Origin of the sequence: Hymenobacter ginkgonis, from assembly GCF_009755225.1 — a bacterium.
Lineage (GTDB): Bacteria > Bacteroidota > Bacteroidia > Cytophagales > Hymenobacteraceae > Hymenobacter > Hymenobacter ginkgonis.
Genome location: NZ_WQKZ01000009.1, coordinates 72,280 through 98,363 on the forward strand (window position 1 = coordinate 72,280; position 26,084 = coordinate 98,363).

The window sequence follows — 26,084 nt, forward strand, 5'->3', positions numbered from 1 at the left end:
TGATACCATGGTATTATCAGGCAAAAGGAGCCAGCTCAAACTGTACCCGTGACGATAGTAGAAATTGAGTAGTCGTGTGAACGTCTCAATACTACCGGCACCGGCCTGCTCTAGGCGCGCTATCTGGTTAGGTGTAAGACCTGTTTCGTCCGCCAGTCGCGCTTGCGACCAAGCAGATTCGCCAGGAGCAGCCAATTCATTCCGAAGTTGGGCCAGACGCTTACCTATTTGCAGAGTACTCATTTTGATGATGCCATTTTGTTGCTGATTAAATGCCGCAAGGTTGGGTCACGCTTAATTCGGTTTAATTCAGTCACAATCATCGTGGACACATCTTTTTTGATTGTCTCATAGTTGGCCTGAATAATCTCCTTCGTGCAATCCTTACCAGCGGAATCCGCAAAACTAGTAATCTCTGGGATTGCTTCGTACGTGGCTTCATCTTTCTTAATCTGGGCTATATCCACGATAATCTCGGCGTGGAATACCTTTTGACTAATCTCCTCGCCAAAGTTGTCCGCGACCGCTCCGACGAATCTACCCTGTGAGAGGGTGGAAATCTTGCTGGCGGGAATCATGCTGTCGAGCTGGGTCGAAATACTGCTGCTGGTGTCTTTGCTATTGATGCTCACGGACTGGCGTTTTTGCAGGATGCGCCCGAAGCGCTTACTTAGGGCCTCGGCGCTGTCGCCCGTCACTTGGCCGGAAATGATGTTACCTACGACTTCCTGAATGGCGGTGGATTCCAGCTTGCCGTAATCACGGTCAATTTGAGCCTTCGTCTGGATGCCCAGGCAGGTAGAAACTTTATTGCTACGGGCCGTGGCAATCAGGTCATCTAGCCCCTTAAAGTAAATGGTGGGTAATTCATCAATGATGAGCGAGAACTTGAGTTGGTGCTTCTTGTTGACCAGCTTCACGATGCGGGCATTGTAGAGCCCCAGAGCCGCCCCGTATATCATCTTGCGCTCGGGGTTATTGCCCACGCATAAGACCTTAGGCTGCTTGGGGTTGTTGAGGTCAAGCGTGAAGTCATTGCCACTCATCACCCAGTAGAGCTGCGGGCTGGCCATGCGAGCCAGCGGAATGCGGGCCGAGGCAATCTGGCCCTCTAGTTGCTCGCGGGCGTCGCCCTCGAAGGCATCCACGAACGGGCGCACGTAATTTTCAATCTCGGGGTAGGCACCCAGGATGGGAAACATCTCCTCGTACTTGCGGCCCAAAAACTCAATCATGTGCGGGAAGGTGCAGTACCTCCCTCCCTCGTAGAGCTTAAGAAACCAGATGATGGCTGCCACGAAATTGATGGGCGACTCGACGAAGAAATCGCCCTGCTTCTCAATCCACTTCTTGTTGAGGTTGAGCATGATGGTCGCCGCCGATTCGTAGGCGTCCATGATATCCGTCATCATCTCCGGCAGAAGGGGGTTACACCGGTGACTTTTGCTCGGGTTGTCGAAGTTGATAACGCAGAACTGCACCGGGTTCTCGTACTTGCCCTCGTTCCGCAGCAGCTCGTTGTACACCAGCGTGCTCAAGTCGGGAAACTTGAAGTCGTACACATACATCGCAAAACCCTTATTGAGGTGCTGCTTGATGAATTGGTTGATGACGGCAAATGACTTACCCGAGCCCGGCGTACCGTAGACGATGGTGGCCCGGAAGGGATTGACAATGTTCACCCAGCCTTTGCGCTGCTTCTTGCCCAGCTGGTACACAGTAGGCAGATTCACCGAGTACTCGTTTTCCATCTTGCGCTCTTCCTGCGGGAACGTCTCGTTTTCGGTGTTGAAAATGTCACCCATCAGATTCACTTTCAGCATTCGGCTGACCAGGTTGCCTCCGCGCAGCAGCAGCATAAACCCGATGGCCGTGGTAGCGCAGTACAGCGCCGTCACCACGTCAGGCGAGTAGGCCTGCTCCAGCACGAACCCGTTGCCAAAGAATACGGCGACCCCAAGCACCAGGTAGGCCAGGATGGGGGGCCACGTCTGGGTTTCGCTGGGCTTACCCCGCGTACCCAGGCAGGCTAAGGCCAGCAGCAGCACGGCCGCGCCCTTGGTCACGTAGGGCGCGTGGAATAGGGCGGTCTTCGTACTGAACTTGCCTAGAATAGCCCCGAACCAGGCAGCCGTCAGGTGGTGCTCGGTAAAGAAACCGTAGCAGTAGTAGTAGAGGTGTAGCAGGGTCAGGACGACGGCAAATAGCCGCATGAGGTCCATGATTTTGCCCATTCCGCGTTCGTCGTCCATAACCGTAAAGGAGGGGGTGAAAGGTGGGGAAAAGTGAGGGGTGTTGTATTGCGTTCTTAGGTGACGGGTAGGTCAATAGTCGCCCTAGTGGTGTCGCCGACGACGTTTCTTGCGCCGTAGCTCATTCTCGTTCTGCTGCGCATCATCGGCACCTGGGCCCTCAGCCGGCCCGTCCTCGAAGCTGAGCAGCGCCCCGTCATCGCCGGGGAGCAGCCCGGCCCCAGTTGGTGCCGCGGCTAGGCCGGTGGCCCGAGGCTGCCCCTGGTCGGCCGTGCGCAGCGCCTCGCGTCCGAAGGGGCTGAAGTGGTCGCGCAGTTGCTTGGCCTTCACACCCACGTCCGTACCCTTCACGCTGCTTTCCTGATAGCGGAAGCTGGTGCCCACGAGTACGCCTTTACCGTCGCGCTTCAGCGTGGTCTCAATCTCTCTCTCCCGGAGGTGAGTCACCAACTGGTCGAGCGACTGGATAGCCGGGTTGGCCAGCGCTGCCGTGAGCACGTCGCGCACATGGCCGCGAGTTGCCTCCTTACCGGGGTCGAGGTCGCGAGTAGTCTGCCGGCGACTTGGTAGCTCAGCCATGCCCAGTTCCTTCCGAATCTGGCGGGTGGCTACCACATTGCGGGCGTAGTTCTGGTCGGTACGCAGGGCCGGCCCGCCGTCCATGGGTACTCGGTTGATGTAGATGTGCACGTGCGCGTGGTCTTTGTCGCGGTGCTCATAGACGGCCACCTGGTGCCTTCCCAAGTCGGCACCCATCAGCTCGCAGTAGCGCGCCGCGGCGCGTAGCTTCTGCTCCCGGTTGACCTTTTCGTCCGGCGACCAGGACAGAATCGTGTGCCAAACCGGCTGCTGAATTCGGCCGCTCATGCTGGCCACCGCTGCCATCTCGGCGGCTATCTGGTGCGCGTCTTGGCTACCTACATTAGCCACACTTAGTAGCTCCGATTTCTCGTTGGGGCGGCCCGCCCGCAGGCCGGCCCCGTACGTTAGGGCTCCCGTAAAATCGGAGCCGGTAACAGTCTTAGCTATCATCGCAGTGTTTTGAGCAAGCGTTCTACTAGTTCGTTTAATGCCTCGATACCGACCCCTGGCAACTTGCCGGAGTTAGCCAGTCGAGCTAGCTGATTGAGGTTGTTTCCGACCGCACCCAGTTCCCGGCGTAGGTCGAGTGGCACGCGCTCGACTATCGTTTTGCCCAGCGCGGCCCGTCGCATATAGTCGGCTACCGAAAGGCCAGCCCTTTTTGCTTTGGCCTCAATAGCGCACTTATCGGTAGCCGCGATTCGCATGTTGATATGCTGCTCCTTCCCGGCATTTTCCTCACCGCTGGGCGCGGGTTTGGAGCTAAGTAATGGTTCCATAAATTCACTTGGTGGGGGCCTGCGAGAGCAAGCCAGGAGAAATAGCTTGCGTCAATTTCTCCGTTGTCTTTGTGGGCACGTGTGCGCACAAAGACATGGCTTGCTGAACAACATTAAGGTGGATTAAGAGGCGTAATAATGAGCGTGTTTAACCGCTAACGTCAACCCCAAAGCGAGCTATTTCAGCTAGGAGCGCCGGCCTGTCTATCGACCATTTCACCTCACATTTGTACAACTGTACAATTGTGCAATTGTACAGTTGTACAAACATTTTTTTGTTTGTTTGTGTGTTTGTTTATTTTTATACATTTTTATCTAAGTTTTTTTGTAAGCTTTTTTCTTTCATACTGCTTAGCTGTTTGTGTGTGTTTGTATGAAATTGTTTGATTAGAGATGTATTGGCGCAAACTTGCTTCTGTTTAGCTAGGCCTGTGTTTAACAAATATAACAAACGAACAAAATGATTTTCTCACTTATAAAAATTTGTTCCTTGTTTTTTTCATAAATGTTTCTAATTTTGTACATAGTGAAAGAGTCCTAGGATTCCTTAGTTGTGTACATACAGCTCAGCTTTCCCTTTCACCATTCCCATTAAAGAGCCTCGTTCGCATGAGCACCACCAAGTTTATCTCCATCTCCTCCCAGAAGGGGGGCGTGGGCAAAACCACCATCAACATTCTGGCGGCTTCGGCCTTCCACTTCCTAGCCAAACAGAAAGTAGCCGTCATTGACTGCGACTATCCCCAGCACTCGCTTCAGGGCCTGCGCGATAAGGAGTTAGAGCTACTACAAACCAGCCCCGACAAAGCGGCCGAGTTTCGGGCCCTAGGTCGCCAAGCCTACCCAATTGAGTCCTGCCAGGTAAAAGATGCCCTAGGCTTGGCTAAGCAAATGGAGGGAGAATTTGACTTAGTGTTCATCGACACACCGGGCACTATCAACGTGCCGGGCATTATTGAGCTGTGGAAGCAGCTCGACTACATCTTTATGCCGATGGAATCCGACCGCTTGAGTGTCGAGGCCACGTTGCCCTACGCCCAGGTATTGGAGAAATTCGCCAAAGGCCAGCCAGGCAGCCGGTTAAAGCAGCACTATGCCTTTTGGAACAAGCACATTAAGAGCGAGAAACAGGAATTTTACGACCGCACGGAAGCCTATTTTACCGAGCAGAACATTCCCTTCCTGAAGAGCCGCCTGGAGCACAGCGTGAACTACAAAAAGGACGCCATGCGCTCGACCATGTTCCCCCTGGCCAAGGAATATCAACGTTTGGGCATCAGTGGGCTAATCAAGGAGATAGGTGGCATCATCTACGGCACAGCCACCGATGGAGCAACTGACGCAGTAGCATCTACCACCGCAAACAAAGCCCGCTAAGCTGCCCCTACGATGGCTAAAACCAACCGCCCCGCCCCTGCGCCCGACTTGAGCAGCCAAATGATGGACTTCGTTGCCCAGCGCAAGCCAGTCGAGCCAATTCCTATCCCAGTTGCCCCGGCCGAAACGCCTGCCCCCACCTCTGAGCCAGTAGCTCAAGCAGTACCCGCCCCCGTTGACTCGGCCGACAATGAATCAGTCGATGAACAACCAATCGACAATCAACAACAAAAGGGAAGAAAAGACCAGGCCCCGGCCTCAGCTGGTGCCGACTACGCCAGCCTCTTTCTAAAGCCCGTGCGCGGCCGCAAAGCCAAGACTATCTACCTCTCGGAAGAGATGCATACTGCTCTGGCCACCATCACGCAGGCCAGCCCCGATAACATCGGCCTCTCCGACTTGCTCATCAACATCATCACTCACCATTTCGAGACTTTTGGCCCTGGGATACGCCAGTTTCTGACCACTCAAGAAAAGCTCAGAAAGAACAAGCTCCCCTACTAGCAATCCGGTAATAACTACCTGAGTGTCATGCCTCTAAAAAAGGCATGCTAGCTACTGCTTTGCCCTTTTTCTTCACCCTCTTACCTGTATCCGCTATGTTTAAAGCAATCTCATGGGGCCAGTACGCAGGCTGGCTGTCCCTAGCGCTGCTGGCTTATTATGCCTACGTTGGCTTGGCTTATTACCGAGTCGAGTTGCTGGGACTACTCAAGAATAAAGGCAAGGCACCTAGCTCAGTCCCGGCCCAGGAAGTGGCCCCGCCCGCCCTTGGCTCAAGCGGCAAAAAATCGCTTATTGCCAAAGCAGCCCTTGCGGTACCAGTTACGCCCGATGAAGAGGCCCGACATGAGGAAGATGGGGTAGGGGAGGAGCTATCCGTCGAAGCCACCCACCAGCAAGAGCAGCCGACCGATGAGCAGGTGGAGCGAGTGGCCGACCTACCGCCGTTTGAATTACCTAGCGTCGAGGTAAACGAGGGATACAATTATGAAAATGACGATGAAATTTCTTTTGTCAATGATAATTTAATTACTTTTACTGAGCACGGTGGCTCCAACTCGTTCCAGGACACCGAAAGCGGAGTGGAATCCGCTGGTGATGACTTCTACCTAGGCTCAACTGTGGGCATCGCTCAACTCGGCGACTATCTCAGTAGCGCGGCTGAGGGTCAGATTACTCCAACTCAATTGGTCGAGCAAGAGCCCGGCCTCGCCAACACCGACCTTCTCCTAGCCTTTTTTCAGAACAGCACAAAGAACGCTCAGCGGGCAACTGCGCATCTCTACGAAGGAGTTGCTGAACCCGCCCTTGACTAATCGAATTAGCAATATTTTTTCCATTCTTTTTTTCACTTGTTCCCTTCACTCTTTACTACAAATTCCATGTTCCACAACCTCACTCCCCGCGCCGCTAAGCGCATGACCAAAGCCCTCAACACCGGCCTGCTCGTGCTGGGCTCGGCTACGGCTGCCCTCGCGCAGGGCGGCCTCAACGCCGGCAAGCAGGGTATTCAGGATGCCACCACGGCCATCACCGGCTATTTCGACCCGGCCACGCTGCTCATCTATGCCATCGCCGCCGTTGCGGGCCTGATTGGGGGTTTCAAGGTGTTCAGCAAGTGGCAGTCGGGCGACCAGGACACCCAGAAGTCGGCCATGGGCTGGTTTGGTAGCTGCATCTTTCTGGCGGTAGTAGCCACGGTACTGCGCGCTTTCTTCTTGTAAGAAATGAGCCACTACCCACTTAACAAGGGCATCAACAAGCCCGTCGAATTTAAGGGGCTAGTGGGCTCGCGCTACCTATTTCTATTGGCTGGAGGCCTCGGCGGGGTGTTTCTAGGATTTATCATCCTGCGTCTCGTCGGGGCCAATACCTACCTCTCGGTGGCCCTGGCCCTGGGCGGCGGTTTCTTCTGGGTGACGCGGGTATTCGCCCTCAGCGCCAAGTACGGCGAGCACGGCGCCATGAAGCTGCAAGCCCAAAGCCGCCAGCCCAAACGCATCGTGAGCCGCAATGCCCGTCTCTTCAAAGGTCTAAAGCAGTCATGAGTAATCTACTCCTCAAATCGGCCACGCTGGAAAGCAAGCAGCCCATCTACAAGGTGGAAAACAACTGCCTCATCAGCAAGAATGCCGATGTCACGCTGGCATTCCGCCTGGAGCTGCCCGAAGTATTCAGCCAGTCCGGCGAGGACCTGGAATCGCTGCATTCAGTTTTCGTGAAGGGCGTGCGCCTGTTTCCCAACTACACGGTGTTGCACAAGCAGGACTGGTTTGTGCGTGACACCTACGCCCCTGATTTCAAGCAGGAGCGCACCATGCTCCAGCACAGCTACGAGAGTCATTTCTACGAGCGCCCGTTTCTCAACCACCATTGCTACCTGTTCATCACCAAGACCAGCACCGGCCGCGAGAACTGGAATAGCCTCAGCTCGTTGCTGTCGCGCTCGAAAATCGTCCCGAAGGAAATGATGGACGATAAGGTACTCAATACCTTTTTCAACGCGGTGGGCCAGTTCGTGCGCTTGCTCACGGATGCCGGCATTGGCATTACCCAGCTGACGGACGATGACATTTGCGGCACTGAGGCCGACGAAGCCACCGGCACGCTGGAGCGGGTGGGCCTGTTGGAAAAGTACTTGGCCCTCGACCTCAGCGACTCGGCGCCCATGGTGGATATCGACCTCACCAACGGGCTGAAGGTGGGCAGCAAAACCTGCCAGTGCTACTCGCTGGGCAATCTCGATGATATGCCCGCCTACGTGGAGACGGATGTGAAGTACGATAAGCTCAGCACCGATAAAATCCCTTTCTTCATCGGCTTCGCGGCCCCGGTGGGGCTGCTGCTGAACTGCAACCACATCTATAACCAGTACTTGTTCGTCGATGACCACGCCAAGACCATCAAGACGTTCGAGAAGAAGCGCAACAACCTCAACTCGTTGGCGCTCTACTCGCGGGAGAATGCCATCAACAAAGAGTTTTACGACCGCTACCTGAACGAGGCCGTTTCCGACCAAAAGCAGTGCGTGCGGGCTCATGCGAACGTCTTGGTGTGGAGTGAGCAGGAATCGGAAATAAAGGAGCTGCGCGACATAACCAGCGCCGCCATTACCAAGATGGACTGCCGGCCGCGCGAGAACACGGTGGACGTGGGCGGGCTGTTCTGGGCCGGCATCCCGGGCAATGCCGGCGACTTCCCCGGCGAGGAGAGTTTCTACACCTTCATCGAGCAGGCCTGCTGCCTGTGGAATGTCGAAACCAACTACCGTGACTCCCCCAGCACGTTTGGTATCAAGCTCAGCGACCGCCTCACGGGTAAGCCCGTGCACGTGGATATTTCCGACCTCCCGATGGAGACGGGCCTAATCGGCAACCGCAACAAATTTATCCTGGGCTCCTCCGGCTCGGGTAAATCGTTCTTCACCAACCGCCTGATGCGCCAGTACCACGAGCAGGGCGCGCACCTGGTACTAGTGGACGTGGGCGATAGCTATAAGGGCCTGTGCGACCTGCGCGGTGGGGTGTACTTCACCTACTCCGAGCAAAAGCCCATCAGCTTCAACCCCTTTTTTGTAGTCGGTAAGCCCGACGTGGAAAAGCGTGAAAGCCTCAAAACGCTGCTGGTGACGCTTTGGAAACGCGAGGATGAGCGCGTAAGCCAGGCCGAATATGTGTCGCTCTCGACGGCCATCACGCAGTACTACCAGCTGCTAGCCAACACGCCCAGCATGCGCCCCAGCTTCAACACGTTTTATGAGTATCTGTACGGCCCTTTCCGCGAATATTTAGAGAAAGAGAAGGTGCGTGACCAGGACTTTGACATGCAAAATTTCCTGTACGTGCTTAAGCCTTTCTACCGCGGCGGGGAGTATGATTACCTGCTCAACTCGGAAGAAGATTTGAACTTGGTGCAGGAGTCGTTTATCGTGTTCGAGTTGGACAACATCAAAGACCACCCGATTCTCTTCCCGGTGGTGACGCTCATCATCATGGACACGTTCATTTCCAAAATGCGGACGCTGAAAGGCATCAAAAAGGTAATTCTAATCGAGGAAGCCTGGAAGGCAATTGCCAAAGAGGGGATGGCCGAGTACATCAAGTACCTGTTCAAAACCGTCCGCAAGTTCGACGGCGAGGCCCTGGTAGTAACGCAGGAAATTGATGATATCATCGGTAACACCATCGTCAAGGATACCATCATCAACAACTCGGACTGCCGGGTTCTACTCGACATGAACAAGTTTATCAAGCGCTTCGAGGAGATTCAGCGCATGATGGGCCTCAGCGATAAGGAGAAGTCCCAAGTGCTTTCCATCAACCTTGATAATCGCCGTGGCCCCAAATACAAAGAGGTCTGGATTGGCCTTGGGGGCAAAGAATCAAAGGTGTATGGAGTCGAGGCCTCGTTAGAAGAATACGCTACGTACACCACCAACCAGAAGGAAAAAACGCACCTCTTCAAAAAGGTAACTGAGGGTGGTATGTCGCTGCCAGCGGCCATTAAGTCGTTTGCCCAAGAACTACGCGAGCAGCACGCCACAAAAGCTGCCTAATTCCATTTCCACCCGAATCATGAAAGCAAGCACTCTCCTCCTCCTCACCGGCCTGGCCACCCTCGGCACCAGCTGCGGCCAGGATGCCGCCTCCAAAAAGCTGGCCGACGAAACCGAGGCCCGCGTAGTGGCTAGTATTAAGCAGGTGCTGGTGCAGGCCCCCACCCAGGGCGAAATACTCGGCCAGGCGCACACCTGGTACCAGAGCAGTGAGGTGCCCAACATCATTAAGCTCGACCCGGGTGCAGAAGCGGTGTACAAAGACCACGCGGCCATCCTGCAGGAAGTGGCCACCAATCAGAGCAAGCTAGCCAGTGACCCGATTCTGACGCCCGCCCAGGGCCAAGGCATCCGGTCGGGCTACCAAAAGCTGGTTGATGAGAGTGCGGGCAACGTGGCCCAGCTCACGAACCTGGCTAGCAGCAAAACCACCATGAGCGAGGCGGAGCAGCGCACGTTCGTAGGCGAGCTGGCCAAAAAGGAAAACCACCAACTGGAGCTAGTGAAGTACTTCACCCGGCGCACGACTAGCACTATCGACTTGAAAACCCGGCAGAAGAAGTCGGACGAGGCCAATATCAAGATGTGGGGCCACAAGTAGCCCCGCCCGAGTCTCACTAACCACATTTTAGGCGATGAAAAAAACACAGTTTACGCTGTGCCTGGCAGCGCTTTGCCTCTTTGGCGCACCAGCTGCACGTGCTCAGGCGGTGGTTTCGGCCCCCGTTTTGGAAGGTACCAACTTCATTCAGACCGGTTTACAGGCTACGTTGAAGGCACTCAACACGAAGGCAAACGACCTTGCCAATGATGGCGTGGTCGAGCAGGTGCTGACCAAGGGCTTTACCGAGAAAAACATGCTCTTGGCCAAGGACTGGTACGATGGGCTGCTGGCCATCAGTAACACGATTAAGAGCTACCGACGCGTGCAGCACATTTTCGAGCGGCAGACGGCCATCATCACCATCTATTCGAACTACATCGGCAAGTTCAAAGCTGATCCCAACTTGAGCCCCGCCCAGGTCGCCGGCGTCATCCGGGGCTACACACTGCTGATTCAGGAATCGGGGACCTACCTCGATGACTTGTCGGCCATCGTTTCGCCGGCCAAATCGAAAATGACCGATGCCGAACGGATGGAGTTAATAGATGTGCTCGACGACAAGGTGACGCATCAATACGACCTAGTGAATTACTTCACCCGGCGCAACATGGCCATCTCTACGCAACAAGGCCAAGCCTCGAAGGATGCCGCGACGCTGAAGAAACTCTACGGGTTGTAGGATGAGAAAGCTCCTCACCCTCGTGGTGCTGGCTGGCCTAGGGCTAGCCGCCCGCCCCGTCCGCGCTCAGTTCGTGATATCGGCTCCGATTGCCGAGGGCCAAGCCACCAAGCAGGCCGGCCACCAGGGCATCTTAACGGTGCTCAAAGACCTTGGTAATACGGTCGTAAAAAAGGGCAACGACACGCAGGCTATCATTAAATCACTGGAAGACCAAACGGTGCAGATGCACGACGACTGGTATTCGAGCCTGCTTAAAATCAACTCGGTGGTGGCCAATTACCAGCAGGTAAAAAGCATCTGGAACTACCAGAACCGCACGATGAGCCTCTACACGCAGAACATTGCCCAGCTGCGCGCCAATCCCTTCCTGACGCCAGACCAGTTTCAGGGCATGGTGAAGGGCTACACGACGCTGCTAGCCGAGAACGTGGGCCTGCTCGATGACCTCACAACCATCCTCACGCCGGGCAGTGCCAAGATGACGGATGCCCAACGCCTGAAGTTCATCAACAAGATTTCCGATAAGGTAACGCATCAATATCAGCTCGTTGCCTACTTCACCAAGCGCAACCAGACCATCGCCACGCAGCAGACGCAGGCGGCCCAGGATGCCCAAACCCTTAAAAAGCTCTACGGACTGTAATCGCTATGACGCTTCTTACTTTTTTACTCCAGGTGTCGATTCCAGTCAAGTCACTCAATGACTTGCTCGACAACCTCTACACGGAAATGTTGCCTCTGTGCAGCGACCTCATCAACGTAGGCCGCGCCCTCGGTGGGCTGGGAGCACTGATTTTCATTGCTGGCAAGGTGTGGCGCCACCAAGCCGAGAACTCGCCCATTGACGTGTTTCCGCTGTTGCGCCCCTTCGCCATCGGGCTAGCCATCTCTCTGTTTCCTTCAATGCTGGGCATCCTGAATGGCGTGCTGGGCGGCCTCTCGGCAGCCACGTCCTCTATCGTGCTAGTCCAGAATCAAGACATTATCCAACTGGAGGCACGCAAAGAAGCTCTGCTCAAATCTAAGCCCGAAAACGCCGTTTATGAAGATGATGACGCGTTTGAAAAGGAGCTAGAAAACAAAGATGTGCTCGATTTCGGCGGCAAGGCTGCCCTCTACTTCGACCGCCTGAGTTACGGCGTGAAGAAGGACTTTCGGGAGTGGATGCGCAATGCCCTGGAGTTGGCCCACGACTCGGCCGCGCTGGTCATCAACACTATTCGCACCTTTTTCCTTATCATCCTGAGCATCATCGGGCCCATCAGCTTCGGCTTCGCTATCTGGCCCGGCTTTGAGGGCACGCTGACGAACTGGTTTTCACGCTACATCAACGTATTCCTCTGGCTGCCGGTGGCAAACATCTTCGGGGCTATCATCGCCAAGATTCAGGTCATGATGCTAAACCTCGATATCGCCCAGATACAGGCAGGTAGTGACTTGGAAAAGGCCGATTACGGCTACATGATTTTCCTCGTGATTGCCATCGCCGGCTACTTCACTGTGCCGTCAGTATCGAGTTGGATAGTCTCGGCTAGCGGTCTAACCAACATCACGCGCTATGCTACCACGCAGGGAGGCAACGCCGCCAGTATGGCATCGAGCGCCGCTGGTGCTGCCGGTGGCCAAGTCATGGGCCGGGCCATCGCAGCCGGTCGCGCAGTCTTTGGGGGTAGTGGCCAGCAGTCCTCAGGTGGTGGCCAGGGTAGCAATGGTTACCAGAATACCAATAAAGCGGCCTAAGCTTTTCACTTTAAAGCTCCTATTCCATGTTTCGCTCGCTCAAAAATATTGATTCTGCCTACCAGCAGACGAAAACGCTGGCCCTGCTTTTCATGGTGCTGTGCGCCTCAATAGCTGGCTACGCGGTGTACGCTTCCCAACGCACCGCCCGGCTGGCCCAAGACCACATCTACCTGCTCGACCAAGGCCAGCTGCTGGCGGCTACCTCGCACAACGTGCAGGACAACCGCCCAGTCGAAGCGCAGGACCACGTGAAGCGCTTCCACGAATACTTTTTCACCCTCGACCCCGACTCCAAGGCTATCGAGAGTAATGTTACGCAGTCGCTTTTCCTGGCCGATGAGAGCGCCAAACGCGCCTACGACAATTACAAGGAAAGCGGTTACTACAACAACCTGATTCAGGCTAACATCAGCCAGCATATCACGGTGGACAGCGTGGTGGTGAATCCGACTACTTACCCCTACTACGCCAAGTGCTACGCCACCGAGCAGATTATTCGGGCGACCAACGTGACGACCCGGGCCCTGGTGTCCGAGTGCTACCTGCGCGACGTCTCGCGCTCAACCAACAACCCGCACGGCTTCCTCATGGAGCGCTGGCGCGTGATTCAGAATAATGACCTCCGCACCGAAGCCCGCTTATAATCCCTTTCCTTTCAAACCCTTCTCATGAGCACGCCTAAGCATACCCAAGCGTTTCTGAAAAAGCGGCAACTGATGGTATTCGCTCCCCTGCCGATAGTGGCCTGCATGACTGCTCTATTCGCGGTGGGCGGCGGCGGTAAAGGGGTCGCGGCGGCCACGGCGACCAGCAATGCGCCGGGCGCGAGCGGTCTCAACCTCTCGCTACCCTCAGCTGGTAAAACCACGCTGTTTGAAAATAAGATGCAGGCCGCAGCTGCGCCCCAGGATAGCAACCGGCATAACAACCTAGCCTTCGCGCCGCCCATCACCACGGCGGCCGGCGCAGCACCCGGTGCTTCAGCAGCTGGCACGCAACTGGCCGGTGCCAACTACGCCGTGCAGCCGGGCCAGTCGGGCCAGAAGTACGACCCCAACGCCGACCCCAACGTGGTGGCCATGCAAACCCGGATGCAGCGCCTCCAGGAGCAAACCAGCACTCAGCCGGGCGTTGCACCTGCCGCGGCACCAGCAGCCAGCAGCCCGCGCACCAGTTCGGCGGCGGTGGCAGCGGCACCAGCTCACGATACGCGAATGGATGCGTCGCTGAAGGAACTCGATGAGTTGAAGAATCAGTACCAGCAACGACTACTTGCCATGAACTCGCCAGCCACATCGCCAGCTGCTGCCCCGGTGCCCACCTCGGCTACCACTGCCAAAAAGATGACGGTCATTACCCAGGTGCGGCCCTCGGTGGTAAGCACGCTCCAGCAGGCTGCACCCCAGACCAACGGTTTTCACACGCTCGGGGAGTCGAACACCGCTAGCACCGTGAACGCGGTACCGGCCGTGATTCACAACGACCAAGTAGTGGAAGCCGGCTCGACGGTGAAGCTGCGCCTACTGCAAGATGTGCAGTTGGAGGGTCGCTTGATTCCGCGCAACAGCTTTCTCTACGGCACGTGCAGCATGGCCGGTAACCGCCTCACTATCGCGGCCACGTCTGTGCAGTACCAGGGCAATTTACTCCCCGTCAGCCTCAAGGCATTTGATATCGACGGCAACGAAGGGCTCAACATTCCCGGCTCCATCGACCGCGACGCCCTCAAGCAGGGGGCTGCCCAGGGCGTGAGCAGTGCCGACCTGCTCACGATGTCGCCTAGCCTGGGCGCGCAAGCAGCTGGTATCGCTATTCAAACCGGCAAGGCCTTAACCGGCCGCAAAATCAAGACGGTGAAGATTCACCTCAAAGCCAATTACCAACTGCTCCTCAAGTCTTAAATCTCATGAAAACGCTTTCTTTTCTCGCCTGCCTCGGCCTAGCTACGCTTACCCTCTCCGCCTCCGCGCAGAAGTCAACCCACCGGCGCCACCGTACCAGCACCGTCTCTGGGCAGATTGCTAGCGTTATTCCAGGGGCGGCGGCCCACGTAGGGCCGGCTACCTACCTACCGGCAGCGCCCACCTCAACACAGAAAATTCTCTCGTTACAGGAGCAGAACTATATCGGCTCCTACCGCATGACTGTCGGCTTTCAGAAAACCACCCACTTAATTTTCCCCTACGCCGTGAGCTACGTGGACCTGGGCAACGGGGGCATCATTGCTGATAAAGCCCGGGGGGCGGAAAACATCGTCAAAGTGAAGGCCAGCCAGCAGGGCTTTCCAGAAACCAATATGACGGTCGTGACCACCGATGGGCGACTCTATTCCTTCCTGGTTAACTACGACGCCAACCCGCGGGTGCTGAACTACAACCTAGCCTCGACCGACGTTTCCGCGTCCTCGGCTGTGGTACCCCTGGCCCACCTGAGCAACATGGGTGTGACTCAAAGCGATTTGGAGGCGTACTCGCGCTTGGTGCTGGATAAGAAGAAAGGGCCCCACGTGCACGAGCAGAAAGACAATATTACCTTGGCCCTACAAGGTATGTACACGCAGGACGACGTATTTTTCTTTCCCTTGCACCTAGCTAACAGCTCCAATATCAACTACGATGTGGATTTCATCAAATTCTACATTCGTGATAAGAAGGTAGCTAAGCGCACCGCTATTCAAGAATCGGAAGTAACGCCGGTATTTGTCTACAATGCCAGCCAGAATACTATCCCGGGCCCGGGCAACATCGACCAGGTGTACGCGCTACGCAAGTTCACCATTCCCGACGATAAGAATCTGGTGGTTGAGATGTTTGAGAAGGGCGGCGGTCGCCAACTCTCCTTCGTGGTGACCAACAGCGACATCCTCAAGGCGCGTAAGCTTAAAAAGTAGGTCGTCTTAGCATTAATAGGGTGTAGCACTTTGCTGCGCCCTATTTTGTTTTTAAACAGTACTAACGCTATGGCGTTACATTAGCTGCGTCAACAGCTTCACCCCTACTTGGCTATGAACAAGTTTCTGTTTTTCCTGATTGCCGCCGCCTACCTACTCAGCCCATTTGGGCCTACTTGGGGGCCGCGGCTGGTGGGCTTGGGTGTTATCCTAGTGGTATTTAATTTCTTTGTTAAGGCCGTTCCTAAACGTCCCTACCAATAGCTAGCCTTAACCGTGTTTTCTACCTTCAGTTGGCTCACCTTCTTTCAAATAGGTATCGGCTGCTTTGTCGTAAGCTTTCTCGCGTGCGCGCTGCTGCATGACTGGGGCTTTCGTATCCGGCGCTAGCCATATGGTCATTATTTGTTTCTCAACTGACCGGCAGCTATGTCGGTCAGTTGTCATTTATAGCCAACTCACTACCTGTAATTGCAACGAGGCGGCCACCAGGAATGGCCATGTACACATGGCCTAGTCGATGACCAGATGCGGCCGGGTGCTCATGCAACTGGTGCAGCGCATGATTACCTCCGTCAAGCCGTCGGCGACCGATATCACCTCCTCGTACACGTGCAAAGTGTCTTCTTGGCAAGTCACGCAGTCGAGTAGCTCGGCACTACCTAGCATCTCCTCTAAAAAGGCTAACTCGTCAGGTTCCATCAAACAGGGTAGTAAGGCTAGGCAAGATAGGGGGTTATTAAACAAATAGGGCATAGCTTCCGACTCGAGAGCCAAGTAGCTTGCATGTTGGCAATAAGATACGAAGGTGCCATAAGAGTTGCGCGGGATAAATATGTTTACACGCACCTTAAAACTATCGGAGGAGCCTAGCGAAAACCAGCCTTTTAATCAAGGCCGCAATTGCATCTACTAGCTGCCGATTCGGGCCAACTGCTGTTCCAGGTCGGCAATCGTGGCCTGTGTGCTGGCAATGGCCTCCGGGCGGGTCTGCTCATTATATACCTCACTGGTTCTTACAAATGCCAGCGTCCCCCGGGCATCTTCCAACCCGCTCAGCAGCCGGCGGCGCTCCCCTTCCACGCTTACCCCACTTTTGGTAAAGAGGAGAGCCGTTTGCCCAGACTTGGCGGGCTTAGTTGGCTTTGTCGCTGGCGCTAGCTTCGTCTTCAGATAAGCGGGCAGTAAATAGCCGTCGGTCAGTGCCTTGTAGATGGCCCCCGCCTCTTTCTTAACCTTGCCGCCCTGCACCTGGGTGCGCACCGTCGCCAGCACGAAGTGGACGTAGCCTTCCTCATATTCGCCTGCCGCTAGCTTCTCGCGCACCACCTCCAAGCTCTTGGCCGCCACTCCGACTTCGAGTAGCGCCTGAGCCCACTGCTCGACCTCGGCCGGCGGTAGTTCCATTGGCTGGACCCCACCAGGCGCAAACAGGAAGCGAATGGAGTCAACCACGCGGCCTTCCTTGAGCAATTCATACGTGAAGGGCAAGTCTGTCTGGGACAATTCCTTTTGAGCAGGCTCCAGCACCCGGGCCTTGAAGTGGTCGAAACGGTCCACGTACTCATCAGTAAAGCCCAGAATGTGTCGCAGTTCATTCACCCCCACCGTTCGCTTACCAAAGGCTAGATACTCGCGCAGCAACCAATAAATGCGGTGCGAGGTCGGCCGCTTAATCTTGAGGAGTTGGCTGAGTTGGGCCTTGGTAAAATTACTCGTTAGCTCCAGCAGGTAGGGCCGGAGGTGGTCATTAAAGACGGCCTCGACGACACCTTCCTTTTTCAGATACATGGCTTTGCCCATCAGCGGGAAACCCTGAATGTCGGGCTGCTTCACCCGCTCCCCATTGGGGCCTAATATTTCCAGTAGTAGGATACGAGATAGCATCCGCGTCACCATCTCCCGTACGTCCGCATAGACTGTGGCGCTGCTGCTATCGGGGCAGATTTCCTTCACCGTAATCCGGCACACGGGTAGGGTAGTGTCCTCTCGACTAATGCGACTAAGCATGGCCAAAAAGAAACGCATTTCAAGGGCTGACATGGTAAAACCGGCGTTTACCAATGCATTGTGCTGCACGACCAGCGGATTGTTGGTCGTCACAACGGGCAGGAGCTTCTTGGCCATGAGGATAGTAGGCGGGGCAGGTAAAGATAGACGTTTACCCTTGCTCAGCCCACAACTATTTTTTCTTGTGGGGGAGTCACTCCGTTTTTGTGGGCCCGATTCTGTAATTCTACTCCGTTTTTGTGGGGGAGTCACTCCGTTTTTGTGGGGGAATCGCTCCGTTTTTGTGGGGGAGTCACTCCGTTTTTGTGGGATATGGTCCCTGTAATTAACATTTAATCAATAGCTTATGCCAAGCGTAAACTCTATAAACCTTTTAAAAATCTTAAACTTGCTGTTATTTTAGTAGTGTTTTTATTAAAACCCTTTTTTTCAAATAGTTAACTAACAACGAGCGAGTAGTAGTTATGCATGAGCAGCCCCCGCCCTGACTCCGTTTTTGTGGGGGAATACTTCAGAAAGGCTATCAGTAAGCTGGAAAGGCACTTTTTATAAATTTTACTCCCCACAAAAACGGAGTGAATTATGCCTTGGGCCACAACCTGCACAGCTCGTTTGCAGAATGAGAAAGCTACTTCAGCCTCGATAGCCTCGCGATAAGTGTTACCCGGCGAAACCAGAGTTTCTTGAGTTGTTGCTGGAGGCAAGTTGGTCTACCAACTGGTTGTAAACGCGCTACTATTATCTCGCGCAACAACTTTCAATCATGGGCAACTATGCGGCCGCCCGCCACGGTGTGCGAAGCGCTTCTTTTCTCCCTTTCGGTGCCTCGCCCACTTGCAAAAACGGGGCGTTTTAAGCCCTTCTGAGCGAGGCCATTTTTTTCGTGCACACATTCTCATGCTAGGAGGCATTCGTGGCATACGCGTAAGCTCTGCCTCAAATACCGGGCGTTGTGTATCGGCTGGTCGTCTCACACCCTCTGAAAGCCTATCGTTGTTGGACGTTGTGTTACTATTCTTAATCTTCTTTTTTCTTCTACTTTAAATAGGAGTTGGTGAATCAAACAAGACAGAGAAGTGAATCAAACAAGACAATTACGGTGAACCAAACAAGACAGTAGTGAATCAAACAAAACAGTTAGTGAACGAAACAAGACAAGGAAGTGAACCAAACAAGACAGTATAAAAAAGCACTAAAAAAGGTCCACCCGCATAGCAAAATGGACCTTTTAATACCAGACGTAACTGCCTGTTTATACTGCACTTAAGCCCGCATACTCTTGGGCAGTTTCTTCTGAAAATTGAGCTGTGTCTGCTGAAGCTCCTGCCGCTTCTGTTCCTCAGCTTCTGCCTTAGCCACCTCGGGTTTTTTAATGAGCACCACCTGATAGTTGTCGTCAAAAGAACCGTCAACTTGGCGGCGGACGTTGGACTCAGTTTTAAGGACCTCAGCCGTGAAGGGAATGCTATCGAGGGCGCACACGCGGGCCAGAAACTTACGGAGAAGGCTGGCTGCCTTCTTAGCTGGGGTTTTCTCAAAACCAGCAATCTCCTTGAGTTCATCAAAGTTCTCGATAAACTTCAGCTTGCTTTTATTCTCCTTGGTGCACCATAGGCCCCAGGCATAGCGCATCCGCAGGTAGAGGAACCGGCCCACGGTCCAGCTAGTACCCGACGGCTCCTGTTCAGTACCAGCCGTGCGCAGGCTGGTGTAGTCGGGTAGCGTGATGAGCTGACTCAAGAAGTGGTTGTTCTGCACGAAGTCGGGATTTACCGACATGGTGTAACGCACAAAAGAGCGGTCGCGGCGCGTGATGGTGAGTCCTTTGAATAGCCGGACGCTACTCAGGTTATAGCGCGTCTCCCGGCGGGGGCCAGCTACGCGGTACTCCTTGGAGTCGTAGAGCATGTTGTGGGCCGACATGCTAAAGAGTACGGCATCCAACATGGTGCGGCCGTAGTCAGCCTTAAGCTTTGGCTGCAAGGCAAAGATGGCTTGGCCACCCTTCGTGAGCGGTTGCAGCAGCGAGCTGCGCGAATGGCCGAAGAGGGTGTAGAAGTCGGAAGCGTGGAACGTGACGCTGGGCGTATCCAGGAGCAAGGCCAGGTTCTGGCGGAAGCCGGGAATAAAGGTCTCCTTGGCCACCCACATGATTAAATCTATAGCTAGCCCACGGTAAGGGCCGTATTGGCGCACTTCGTGGGGATAGCGACAGATATTGGAGTCGAGATAGATTGTATCTATATTTGCCATGCGAACAGACTCTCTTAACGAGGGTTTGGCGGGCGCTCCTCGTAGGACAGGGGCGCCCGTCGTTTTTTATTACCGTCGCAAGGTAGTGAAGAAACCCATACTTGTTCTTATAAAAGAACAGCTACACCCGGCAAAAAGATAGAAATTATAAGCGGAGCCTATGTTGCTTTAGGGGCCTTGGCTTTGGGTTGAGCTGCAACACGAGCGGCGGGCTGAAACGTATCACTTAAACCCGGGGGAGCTATTTTGCGGCCAACTACCTGGCCTTTTGCAGCCTCTATCTTTCCGGCTACCGCCTCGGCCACTTGGGGGTTACGCTCCATCTCGGCCGTCACCAAGTCGAGTAGGCGCTTAAGTGGGTGGCCCGTGAGCGTGGCCAGTATTTGCAACTCAGCGACGGTAAATAAAGAGGGGTCAGCTTCGGCACGCTTTAGCTTCAAGTGGCCCATGCCCAGCGCGTTCATAAAATCGCGGTCGGTAAAGCGGTTACCTTCGCGAATAAGGTCCCGAAGCGTCGCGGGCGTGGTAGGACTTTTCATAAGCTGCGAACTAAGCCACGAAAGTAAGTAAAAGACGCTGGGCATTAAAATACAAGGGTTTTAGGTTACACTACCCGGACGTAGTAACTAAAGGGAAAAAAAAGCGCGGGCGGAGCCTACCAATCAGCCCCAACCACTGCCTAAGGCAGGGTCAGGGCCTTCGGTGGCTTCCTATTTGTAGGCGCGCAGGGTGGTGGGGTCGTACTTCTTATGCAGCAGGGCTTGGCTGGCCTCGGTCAGCCCCTGCGTTAGCGGCTGGTGGTCGAGTAGCTTGACTAGGTGGTGCTGATGCTCGTCGTACTCGCTGGTTAGGCCGTGGTGGGTTTCCACGAACAGCAGCAACTCCAATAGCTGGGCCTCGGTAGGGGCGCTGGCAGCAACCTGGGCGCGTACCCATTTGGGGTACTCGTCGCCCCGCATGGCCTTGCGGGTTTTCTCAGCCAGGGGCTCCCAACCCCATTCGCGCACCAGCTGGGCAAAGGTCAGCTCATCAAGCGCCGTACGGTTAGCCAGCAGCTTGCGGGCAATGAGGCTGCCGAGTAGGGTGCGGCGGGCTTGGGCGGCGGTGTCATCACCCTGCTGGAGCAATCCGACCAGTCGCCCGGCCAGAACGCACTTAGTAGCCTCTTTCGTGAGGCGCTGGCGGCGGGTATCGAGGCCGATTTCGTAGCTGCTCTTGTTGGCGGTTGGGGCCGCGCCTATCACCTTCACGTAAATTACATGGCCCTGCTGCGGCCCGTCGATGTACACGCCCGGCCGACCTTCTTTCTTCTTCACCACCTCGTAGCGGCTGGGCGACAAGCTGCCCGCTGGTAGCTCATAGTAGCGGGTGGAAAGCTGCACGGCGGGCTGCTGCTCGGTGCTGTGGTCGATGATGGCGCGCTCGGTCTGCTTACTCAACTTTACTTTCCAGCAAGCCGCATCCAAGCACGTGTCTTTACCCTTGCTTGGCTGCTCGAACAGGACCCCGGCGCAGCTACTGCGCTTAGGGCACTTGAGGCAGGCCCCGGCCTGCGGGTATAACTTATCATCGCTTAGGCCCCAGGGGGCGGCGCTCAACTGGTGGGCCTCGCTGCTCACCCAACTCTTCACGTAGCTTTCGGTATAGGCCGAGCCGCGCCCTATGTCCTTAATATGCTCGGCGGCTAGGCGCTGCTGCACCGACTGCGGCCACCGGGCCAACTCCTGCGCTGCGGCCAGCGTCAGCTTATCGGCCCGCAACAGTTTCAGCCACCCCGCCGCCAACTGGCTCACGGCTTTGCGCTGGGCTACCCAACGCAGGGGCTTGCCGAGGCGGCTGGCAATTTCTTCGTAGGTGGCCCCGTTGGCGCTTAGCTTGCCCACGGCCACCGCCTCGTCGGCCGGGTGCGGGTTCTCGCGCTGCACGTTTTCAATCAGCCGCGCCTCGTCGGCCTGCTGCTCACTCATTTCGCGCACGTTGCATAGAATGGTGGGCAGTTGGGCCAACTGGTGGGCCGCGTAGCGCCGCCCTCCGGCAACTAGGGCGTACCGCTTGCCCGCTAGCGGCTCGACTAACGGGCGCACGGTGGCGGGCTGAATCAGGCCCGAATTTTTAATGCTTTCGGCCAACTCGGCAAGGCCGGGGGCACTCATGGACAGGCGGTAATTGCCGCCGATATAAATTTCATCGAGCGATAATTGTCGTAGCTCACCCTGAGGCGTGGGCAGGATAATAACGGCAATTTCTTCGGCTGGGGCTAGTGTTTCTACAGACATGGCAAACGGAAATCTATAAGTGGAATTTTTGCGAATCAGCACCCTACGAGCACCGGATAGCCAGGCTATCCGGTGCCGTTTGGGCCGTTTTTAGGCGGCTAGGGCAGTGGTTGCCTCTTCCTCCGTTGTCAGCGTTTTCACCTCTTTACTGGGTGTAGTCGGGGCCGGAATTGGGTCGGGAATGATGCCCAAAATCAGGTTAGCAGCTTTCTGCGCGTGGCTGGCTGCCTGAATAATCAGCTTCTTATCGGCTTTGAGCTGGCCCACCCAGTATTGCAGGTAAGCCACTGTATTTTCTTCGGTGGCCTGGGTGCTGATACCTGCGGCCCCGCACAAGAAGGCCGCGCCCATCTCGGCGGTCAGTTCCTCGCGGGCGTAACCGCTGGCACCTTTGACTTTCATGTTCTCGGCTAGGTCAGCCCGGTTGAGGCGGCTGGGGTGGCCGGTGGCGTGGGTCAACTCGTGGAACAGCGTTTGATAGTAGGCCTCGGCGCTGGTGAAGCTGCTGAAAATGGGCATATTCACGTAGTCGAACGCGGGCACGTAGTAGGCGCGCTGGTCTAGGTGCTTGATGTCGGGGCGCTCGGCCCAGCTGCCTACGATTGCCTCAGCTGCTTCGAGGGGCTGGTGCTGCACCTCGGCACCTTCGGGTAGTATCAGATTCACGTTCTCCACATCGGCCACGTTGAACACAGTCGAGTAGGTAGCGAAAGGAATGCGCTCCTTTTCGCCCGGCTGACCTTCCTTCTTCTCCTTCTCAATCACGTTGTAGAAGATGATAGGGAAACCTTTGGCTCCCTTGCGAATATTGCCGCCCAACTTCTTGGCCTGCTGGAACGTCAGGAACAGGGGCAAGCCCTCACTCAGGAAGTGCAGCAAAAAGGCGTTGATGCCGGTATACACGTGGCCCGTCACGTAGTTACGGGGCATCCCCAGCGACTGCCAGGGCTTCTGCCAAGGGATTAAACCGCCTTCCATCTTTTCCAGAATGCGGTCAGTGATAATTTGGTAAGCATCGGCCTTAGGACTGCCTTTGCTCTCTTCGGTGGTGTTGCGAACAGCCATCTTAAAGGGGTGATTAGAAGGAGCTTCGTTGCTCTTTCCTTACTATAAAGATACAAAAGTTGTTCTTATATAGCAACAACTTTCATGCTTTTTCATAAGTTTTTTTCATCAAAAAAGGCTCTCTCGATACTCTAAGACGGCCTTTTTCTTCCCTTTAGTTACTACTCTGCTTATTGACAATGACGGTATGCGACTTCGCCAACGAGGTCTGCCCGGTGTTTCCCTCTACCGCCAAGAAGCTGCATCATAACTTTCCCGACCCAGCTAAGGCCTTGGGCAGCGAGGAAGCAATCGTGTTTCGGTTTCGGAATGTGCTTGACCACGTGAAACCCATGCCCACGGCTTCAGGCACGCGCAGTTTCAAATCGCCTAACGCAACTAAACAACCGCTGCGTGGGTGACCCGAGGGCTTAGGTGGAATTCTTCGGTTAGCCTCACCGTTGAGGTAAAGAGAGTTTTTCCCTCTCATACCGCTATATGGCAACTAATAATCCGGCCGGCGACGGCCACCGCATCGGCGCAGTGCGCGACCGCTCGCAAGTTTTCAACCCCGTCACGGAACAATACGTGAAGCGGAACACTACCAACGGCCAGTTCATGGACGTGAAGCAAGACGGTACTCCCTTCAAAGGAGTGCGGAAAGAGAAGGGAGGCAAATAGTACTACTTCTACTTTATGTTTCTTGCTATAAAAAAGCGACTCCGAAATTGGAGTCGCTTTTTTGTTTCAATTACTGCTAACAGCTTATGCAGGTATCACGCAGACATCATTACATTCCCCAGTTCCTCATCAAGAATTTTGCAGACGAGGACGGCTTACTCTACTTGTTTGATAAGCAGACGGGTAGAATAGCCAAACAGCGGCAAAGCCCGAAGGCTATATTCTTTGAAATGGACCGGAATACGGTGCTCTTTAATGGCCAGCCTAAAGACCACCTGGAAGCCTTGTATGCGGCTTTAGATGACAAGGCTGCCGCCGACTTGCAAACTGTCCTTCTATCCCGGAAGGCCTCCGCAGAAGAAGTAGTGAGCATAGTTGCGCTGGCCAGTTCCCTCAAATGGCGCACCCCTGCGAGTGACCCACAGTTTGGCCAACTGAAAGAAGAATTAAGCCTAGCCGACTTAAAGACCGAAATCCGCCCCATTGACCAAGCTACGCCTGTAGACCAGAACGCGCTGAACCAGTTAGTGGCTTCGGACGCTATTAAAGAAGCTAAGCGAATTCTATTACCCCTGCTGCCATTGCTTGACGAGGAGAAGCTTACCGACATTCACGCCAACTGGTTTATTCACTCGCACTCCGATGAACGGTTTCCATCCTTAATTGGCGACTGCCCTCTGCTAGAAAGACCCAATGCCGACTATAGCAAGCTGGAAGACTTTATCTTTCCGCTAAGCTCTACCGACACATTTATTTATAAGCGCAAGGCACAAAAGCAAATTAACAGTCCAATTTTTACTATTCAGAAGGATTTAGCTACACTTCATTATTCCGCGCGTTATGTTGCCTGCAAAAGCAAAACGCATCTGGAATCCACTGTGAACATGTACGGCGTATTGCAAGCTCAAAACCAAGTAGGGCAACTCACTAAGTTTTTATTTGACTTCATCGCCTAAGCTGTTTTAGAATCGATTAGCAAAGCTTTGCTCCAGCGAGCCCAGTAGTCATGCTCAAAGAGCAGATAAGGCCGCTCATACCGAGCGCGCAATCTTGAGCATGGCAGCTGGCGAGTCACCAAACTTGCACAGGGCCTCGCAGTGCTGGCGCAGTTCCGAAAACAGGATGTAGCGGATGGTTGCGCCGGCGGCCCGGATGGCCGGGCGCGAAAGCTGGGCCTGCACTTCCTTCTCGCGAGCATCGGGCACCACCAGGTAGAGCGCCGTCTCATGCTCGGGCATGGAGAACGCCAAATCCGTGAGGCGCAGAATGCCGCTGTAGATGCTGGTGCTTTTCTCCACCTCGAAGGCCGCCACCACGCGGTTGGTGCCGGGCGCAAACCACACGATGTCAATCAGGCGGATGGTGCTGGCCACCTCGGCGGGCACCGGCAACTCGGGGTGCTGGTCGAGGCAGAGAAACGAGAGCTTCTGCCCACCGCAGAGGCGGTTGCGGTCGTTGATGGCCGTGGTCACATCGCAGCCCAGGGCCTTGCCCACGCGCAGCAGGTGGTGCTGCATCTCGGTGTGCTGGTTTTCCTCCTGCGCCTCGGTCTGCACCTCCTTGTGGCGCTTCTGGGCCTGCTGCTGGTACTTGTCGCGGTCCTCGTCGGTGGCGAACTGCTGGTCGCCGGCAATCATCTTTTTCACGCCCACGTCGAAAAGCAGCCCGCTCAGCGCGCCGTAGTCGAGGCTCAGGTGCTGGCGGTGTTCCTGGTTGAGGTCGCGCAGCCGGTCGCGCATGCGCAGGTACTCCGACCAGGAGCCCAGCTTGATTTTCTCTCCGAACAGGGCGTTGAAGCCGTTGACGATGGCCGTGTTGCAGGGCGGCATCAGGGTAGGATGCAGGAAATAGAGGATGCTGGCTACGGCCGGCCCCAGCCCCTTGATTTTGCGACGGTCGAGAATGTCGATTTCGCGCAGCAGCTGATGCTCGGTGGTGGCGGCCAGGCAGCTTTCCAGAAATTGCCCGAAAGCCCGCTTGTTGTCCTCGTGCTCGTAAATGTCGGGGATACGCAGCTTAGGCTTCCAGTAGAAGGGGTGGGCCGCGCCCTGAAACACCTGCTTCTGCTCGCTGATAACGCTGAGCACAAATTCGAGCGAGGTACCCTTAAAATCGTTGCCGAAGCTACCGGCTTTGATGTCCTTCACCACCTGCTGCACCCCGCGCCGGATGGAGCGGAAGGCCTTCAGGCGCTCTTCGTTGTTGATGAACCAGGTGTTGTAAACAGACTCGGAATCAGCTTTGTATTGCTGGATAAGGGGAGGTAGCGCAGCGGACATAAATAGGAGTGGGCCAATGGAACCACTAAGATGCGTACAACCCCGGGGTCGGCAAGCTGGCGCGCCCAAAATCC

At 55.2% G+C, this 26,084-nt stretch carries 27 protein-coding genes; 17 read left to right on the plus strand and 10 right to left on the minus strand.

All coding sequences use genetic code 11. The annotated features are described in order from the left end of the window. Window positions 1-239: 239 nt before the first annotated feature. The 3 genes from mobC to GO988_RS22385 all read right to left on the minus strand — a co-directional run bounded on the left by mobC (window position 240) and on the right by GO988_RS22385 (window position 3,613). Entirely contained in the window at window positions 240-2,252 is a 2,013-nt protein-coding gene (mobC, locus tag GO988_RS22375; protein ID WP_157569791.1) for a conjugal transfer protein MobC, read from the minus strand. A gap of 84 nt (window positions 2,253-2,336) precedes the next feature. Further along, window positions 2,337-3,284, minus strand: a complete 948-nt coding sequence (locus tag GO988_RS22380; RefSeq protein WP_157569793.1) for a relaxase/mobilization nuclease domain-containing protein — start codon at window positions 3,282-3,284, stop codon at window positions 2,337-2,339. Next, window positions 3,281-3,613 (minus strand): plasmid mobilization protein, encoded by a 333-nt coding sequence (locus GO988_RS22385; protein WP_157569795.1) that lies wholly within the window; start codon window positions 3,611-3,613, stop codon window positions 3,281-3,283. Before GO988_RS22385 ends, GO988_RS22380 begins: the two co-directional genes overlap by 4 nt. Window positions 3,614-4,222: 609 nt before the next feature. Between GO988_RS22385 and GO988_RS22390 the strand changes: the two genes are divergently transcribed. From GO988_RS22390 to GO988_RS22455, 14 genes are all read left to right on the plus strand, one after another. Next, window positions 4,223-4,990, plus strand: a complete 768-nt coding sequence (locus GO988_RS22390; RefSeq protein ID WP_157569797.1) for a ParA family protein — start codon at window positions 4,223-4,225, stop codon at window positions 4,988-4,990. Between the two features lie 12 nt (window positions 4,991-5,002). After that, window positions 5,003-5,494 carry a DUF3408 domain-containing protein gene (locus GO988_RS22395; RefSeq protein WP_157569799.1) on the plus strand — a complete coding sequence of 164 codons (492 nt, stop codon included), beginning with the start codon at window positions 5,003-5,005 and terminating at the stop codon, window positions 5,492-5,494. A gap of 95 nt (window positions 5,495-5,589) precedes the next feature. Next, a complete protein-coding gene (locus GO988_RS22400) occupies window positions 5,590-6,309 on the plus strand; it encodes a hypothetical protein (protein WP_157569801.1) in 720 nt (239 codons plus the stop codon). Between the two features lie 66 nt (window positions 6,310-6,375). Beyond that, a complete protein-coding gene (locus GO988_RS22405; protein WP_394351238.1) occupies window positions 6,376-6,717 on the plus strand; it encodes a DUF4134 domain-containing protein in 342 nt (113 codons plus the stop codon). Between the two features lie 3 nt (window positions 6,718-6,720). Further along, the gene (locus GO988_RS22410) at window positions 6,721-7,041 is read left to right on the plus strand and encodes a DUF4133 domain-containing protein (protein WP_157569803.1); all 321 of its coding nucleotides are present in this window, start codon (window positions 6,721-6,723) and stop codon (window positions 7,039-7,041) included. Next, on the plus strand, window positions 7,038-9,548 hold the full coding sequence (locus tag GO988_RS22415) for a TraG family conjugative transposon ATPase (RefSeq protein ID WP_157569805.1): 2,511 nt from the start codon (window positions 7,038-7,040) through the stop codon (window positions 9,546-9,548). Before GO988_RS22410 ends, GO988_RS22415 begins: the two co-directional genes overlap by 4 nt. Window positions 9,549-9,567: 19 nt before the next feature. Next, the gene (locus tag GO988_RS22420) at window positions 9,568-10,149 is read left to right on the plus strand and encodes a hypothetical protein (protein ID WP_157569807.1); all 582 of its coding nucleotides are present in this window, start codon (window positions 9,568-9,570) and stop codon (window positions 10,147-10,149) included. A 34-nt stretch (window positions 10,150-10,183) separates the two neighbouring features. Continuing rightward, a complete protein-coding gene (locus GO988_RS22425) occupies window positions 10,184-10,831 on the plus strand; it encodes a hypothetical protein (protein ID WP_157569809.1) in 648 nt (215 codons plus the stop codon). A 1-nt stretch (window position 10,832) separates the two neighbouring features. Further along, a complete protein-coding gene (locus GO988_RS22430; RefSeq protein ID WP_157569810.1) occupies window positions 10,833-11,477 on the plus strand; it encodes a hypothetical protein in 645 nt (214 codons plus the stop codon). Between the two features lie 5 nt (window positions 11,478-11,482). After that, window positions 11,483-12,574 (plus strand): conjugative transposon protein TraJ, encoded by a 1,092-nt coding sequence (gene traJ / locus GO988_RS22435; protein WP_157569812.1) that lies wholly within the window; start codon window positions 11,483-11,485, stop codon window positions 12,572-12,574. A 26-nt stretch (window positions 12,575-12,600) separates the two neighbouring features. Continuing rightward, on the plus strand, window positions 12,601-13,221 hold the full coding sequence (gene traK / locus GO988_RS22440; RefSeq protein WP_157569814.1) for a conjugative transposon protein TraK: 621 nt from the start codon (window positions 12,601-12,603) through the stop codon (window positions 13,219-13,221). A gap of 24 nt (window positions 13,222-13,245) precedes the next feature. Then, window positions 13,246-14,478, plus strand: coding sequence for a conjugative transposon protein TraM (gene traM, locus GO988_RS22445; RefSeq protein ID WP_157569815.1), 1,233 nt, complete (start codon window positions 13,246-13,248; stop codon window positions 14,476-14,478). A gap of 5 nt (window positions 14,479-14,483) precedes the next feature. After that, complete coding sequence (gene traN, locus GO988_RS22450; RefSeq protein WP_157569818.1) at window positions 14,484-15,467, plus strand: conjugative transposon protein TraN; 984 nt, start codon at window positions 14,484-14,486, stop codon at window positions 15,465-15,467. Window positions 15,468-15,581: 114 nt separating this feature from the next. Next, complete coding sequence (locus GO988_RS22455) at window positions 15,582-15,731, plus strand: hypothetical protein (protein ID WP_157569819.1); 150 nt, start codon at window positions 15,582-15,584, stop codon at window positions 15,729-15,731. A gap of 249 nt (window positions 15,732-15,980) precedes the next feature. Here the strand turns inward: GO988_RS22455 and GO988_RS22460 are convergent, their stop codons facing one another. From GO988_RS22460 to GO988_RS22485, 6 genes are all read right to left on the minus strand, one after another. Continuing rightward, the gene (locus GO988_RS22460; protein WP_157569821.1) at window positions 15,981-16,169 is read right to left on the minus strand and encodes a hypothetical protein; all 189 of its coding nucleotides are present in this window, start codon (window positions 16,167-16,169) and stop codon (window positions 15,981-15,983) included. Between the two features lie 210 nt (window positions 16,170-16,379). Continuing rightward, window positions 16,380-17,594 (minus strand): replication initiation protein, encoded by a 1,215-nt coding sequence (locus GO988_RS22465; RefSeq protein ID WP_157569823.1) that lies wholly within the window; start codon window positions 17,592-17,594, stop codon window positions 16,380-16,382. Between the two features lie 1,146 nt (window positions 17,595-18,740). Next, a complete protein-coding gene (locus GO988_RS22470) occupies window positions 18,741-19,730 on the minus strand; it encodes a hypothetical protein (RefSeq protein WP_157569825.1) in 990 nt (329 codons plus the stop codon). 158 nt (window positions 19,731-19,888) lie between these two features. Further along, window positions 19,889-20,269: a hypothetical protein gene (locus GO988_RS22475; RefSeq protein ID WP_157569827.1), complete on the minus strand. Its 381-nt coding sequence runs from the start codon at window positions 20,267-20,269 to the stop codon at window positions 19,889-19,891. 171 nt (window positions 20,270-20,440) lie between these two features. Next, window positions 20,441-22,006, minus strand: a complete 1,566-nt coding sequence (locus GO988_RS22480) for a ParB/RepB/Spo0J family partition protein (RefSeq protein WP_157569829.1) — start codon at window positions 22,004-22,006, stop codon at window positions 20,441-20,443. Between the two features lie 90 nt (window positions 22,007-22,096). Beyond that, complete coding sequence (locus GO988_RS22485; RefSeq protein WP_157569830.1) at window positions 22,097-23,071, minus strand: ArdC family protein; 975 nt, start codon at window positions 23,069-23,071, stop codon at window positions 22,097-22,099. 179 nt (window positions 23,072-23,250) lie between these two features. Here GO988_RS22485 and GO988_RS23885 point away from each other — a divergent pair, with 179 nt between their 5' ends. From GO988_RS23885 to GO988_RS22500, 3 genes are all read left to right on the plus strand, one after another. Next, on the plus strand, window positions 23,251-23,472 hold the full coding sequence (locus GO988_RS23885) for a low molecular weight phosphatase family protein (protein WP_198173007.1): 222 nt from the start codon (window positions 23,251-23,253) through the stop codon (window positions 23,470-23,472). Between the two features lie 76 nt (window positions 23,473-23,548). Then, window positions 23,549-23,731 carry a hypothetical protein gene (locus tag GO988_RS22495; protein WP_157569832.1) on the plus strand — a complete coding sequence of 61 codons (183 nt, stop codon included), beginning with the start codon at window positions 23,549-23,551 and terminating at the stop codon, window positions 23,729-23,731. 86 nt (window positions 23,732-23,817) lie between these two features. Continuing rightward, window positions 23,818-24,687, plus strand: coding sequence for a DUF4238 domain-containing protein (locus GO988_RS22500; RefSeq protein WP_157569834.1), 870 nt, complete (start codon window positions 23,818-23,820; stop codon window positions 24,685-24,687). 75 nt (window positions 24,688-24,762) lie between these two features. On the opposite strand, the gene GO988_RS22505 is transcribed toward GO988_RS22500, so the two are convergent. After that, complete coding sequence (locus GO988_RS22505; protein ID WP_157569836.1) at window positions 24,763-26,010, minus strand: hypothetical protein; 1,248 nt, start codon at window positions 26,008-26,010, stop codon at window positions 24,763-24,765. Between the last annotated feature and the right edge of the window lie 74 nt (window positions 26,011-26,084).

Coding starts and splice junctions, on each gene's coding strand:
- mobC (WP_157569791.1), bottom strand. CDS start 2,252: ATGGACGACGAACGCGGAATGGGCAAAATCATGGACCTCATGCGGCTA.
- GO988_RS22380 (WP_157569793.1), bottom strand. CDS start 3,284: ATGATAGCTAAGACTGTTACCGGCTCCGATTTTACGGGAGCCCTAACG.
- GO988_RS22385 (WP_157569795.1), bottom strand. CDS start 3,613: ATGGAACCATTACTTAGCTCCAAACCCGCGCCCAGCGGTGAGGAAAAT.
- GO988_RS22390 (WP_157569797.1), top strand. CDS start 4,223: ATGAGCACCACCAAGTTTATCTCCATCTCCTCCCAGAAGGGGGGCGTG.
- GO988_RS22395 (WP_157569799.1), top strand. CDS start 5,003: ATGGCTAAAACCAACCGCCCCGCCCCTGCGCCCGACTTGAGCAGCCAA.
- GO988_RS22400 (WP_157569801.1), top strand. CDS start 5,590: ATGTTTAAAGCAATCTCATGGGGCCAGTACGCAGGCTGGCTGTCCCTA.
- GO988_RS22405 (WP_394351238.1), top strand. CDS start 6,376: ATGTTCCACAACCTCACTCCCCGCGCCGCTAAGCGCATGACCAAAGCC.
- GO988_RS22410 (WP_157569803.1), top strand. CDS start 6,721: ATGAGCCACTACCCACTTAACAAGGGCATCAACAAGCCCGTCGAATTT.
- GO988_RS22415 (WP_157569805.1), top strand. CDS start 7,038: ATGAGTAATCTACTCCTCAAATCGGCCACGCTGGAAAGCAAGCAGCCC.
- GO988_RS22420 (WP_157569807.1), top strand. CDS start 9,568: ATGAAAGCAAGCACTCTCCTCCTCCTCACCGGCCTGGCCACCCTCGGC.
- GO988_RS22425 (WP_157569809.1), top strand. CDS start 10,184: ATGAAAAAAACACAGTTTACGCTGTGCCTGGCAGCGCTTTGCCTCTTT.
- GO988_RS22430 (WP_157569810.1), top strand. CDS start 10,833: ATGAGAAAGCTCCTCACCCTCGTGGTGCTGGCTGGCCTAGGGCTAGCC.
- traJ (WP_157569812.1), top strand. CDS start 11,483: ATGACGCTTCTTACTTTTTTACTCCAGGTGTCGATTCCAGTCAAGTCA.
- traK (WP_157569814.1), top strand. CDS start 12,601: ATGTTTCGCTCGCTCAAAAATATTGATTCTGCCTACCAGCAGACGAAA.
- traM (WP_157569815.1), top strand. CDS start 13,246: ATGAGCACGCCTAAGCATACCCAAGCGTTTCTGAAAAAGCGGCAACTG.
- traN (WP_157569818.1), top strand. CDS start 14,484: ATGAAAACGCTTTCTTTTCTCGCCTGCCTCGGCCTAGCTACGCTTACC.
- GO988_RS22455 (WP_157569819.1), top strand. CDS start 15,582: ATGAACAAGTTTCTGTTTTTCCTGATTGCCGCCGCCTACCTACTCAGC.
- GO988_RS22460 (WP_157569821.1), bottom strand. CDS start 16,169: ATGGAACCTGACGAGTTAGCCTTTTTAGAGGAGATGCTAGGTAGTGCC.
- GO988_RS22465 (WP_157569823.1), bottom strand. CDS start 17,594: ATGGCCAAGAAGCTCCTGCCCGTTGTGACGACCAACAATCCGCTGGTC.
- GO988_RS22470 (WP_157569825.1), bottom strand. CDS start 19,730: ATGGCAAATATAGATACAATCTATCTCGACTCCAATATCTGTCGCTAT.
- GO988_RS22475 (WP_157569827.1), bottom strand. CDS start 20,269: ATGAAAAGTCCTACCACGCCCGCGACGCTTCGGGACCTTATTCGCGAA.
- GO988_RS22480 (WP_157569829.1), bottom strand. CDS start 22,006: ATGTCTGTAGAAACACTAGCCCCAGCCGAAGAAATTGCCGTTATTATC.
- GO988_RS22485 (WP_157569830.1), bottom strand. CDS start 23,071: ATGGCTGTTCGCAACACCACCGAAGAGAGCAAAGGCAGTCCTAAGGCC.
- GO988_RS23885 (WP_198173007.1), top strand. CDS start 23,251: ATGACGGTATGCGACTTCGCCAACGAGGTCTGCCCGGTGTTTCCCTCT.
- GO988_RS22495 (WP_157569832.1), top strand. CDS start 23,549: ATGGCAACTAATAATCCGGCCGGCGACGGCCACCGCATCGGCGCAGTG.
- GO988_RS22500 (WP_157569834.1), top strand. CDS start 23,818: ATGCAGGTATCACGCAGACATCATTACATTCCCCAGTTCCTCATCAAG.
- GO988_RS22505 (WP_157569836.1), bottom strand. CDS start 26,010: ATGTCCGCTGCGCTACCTCCCCTTATCCAGCAATACAAAGCTGATTCC.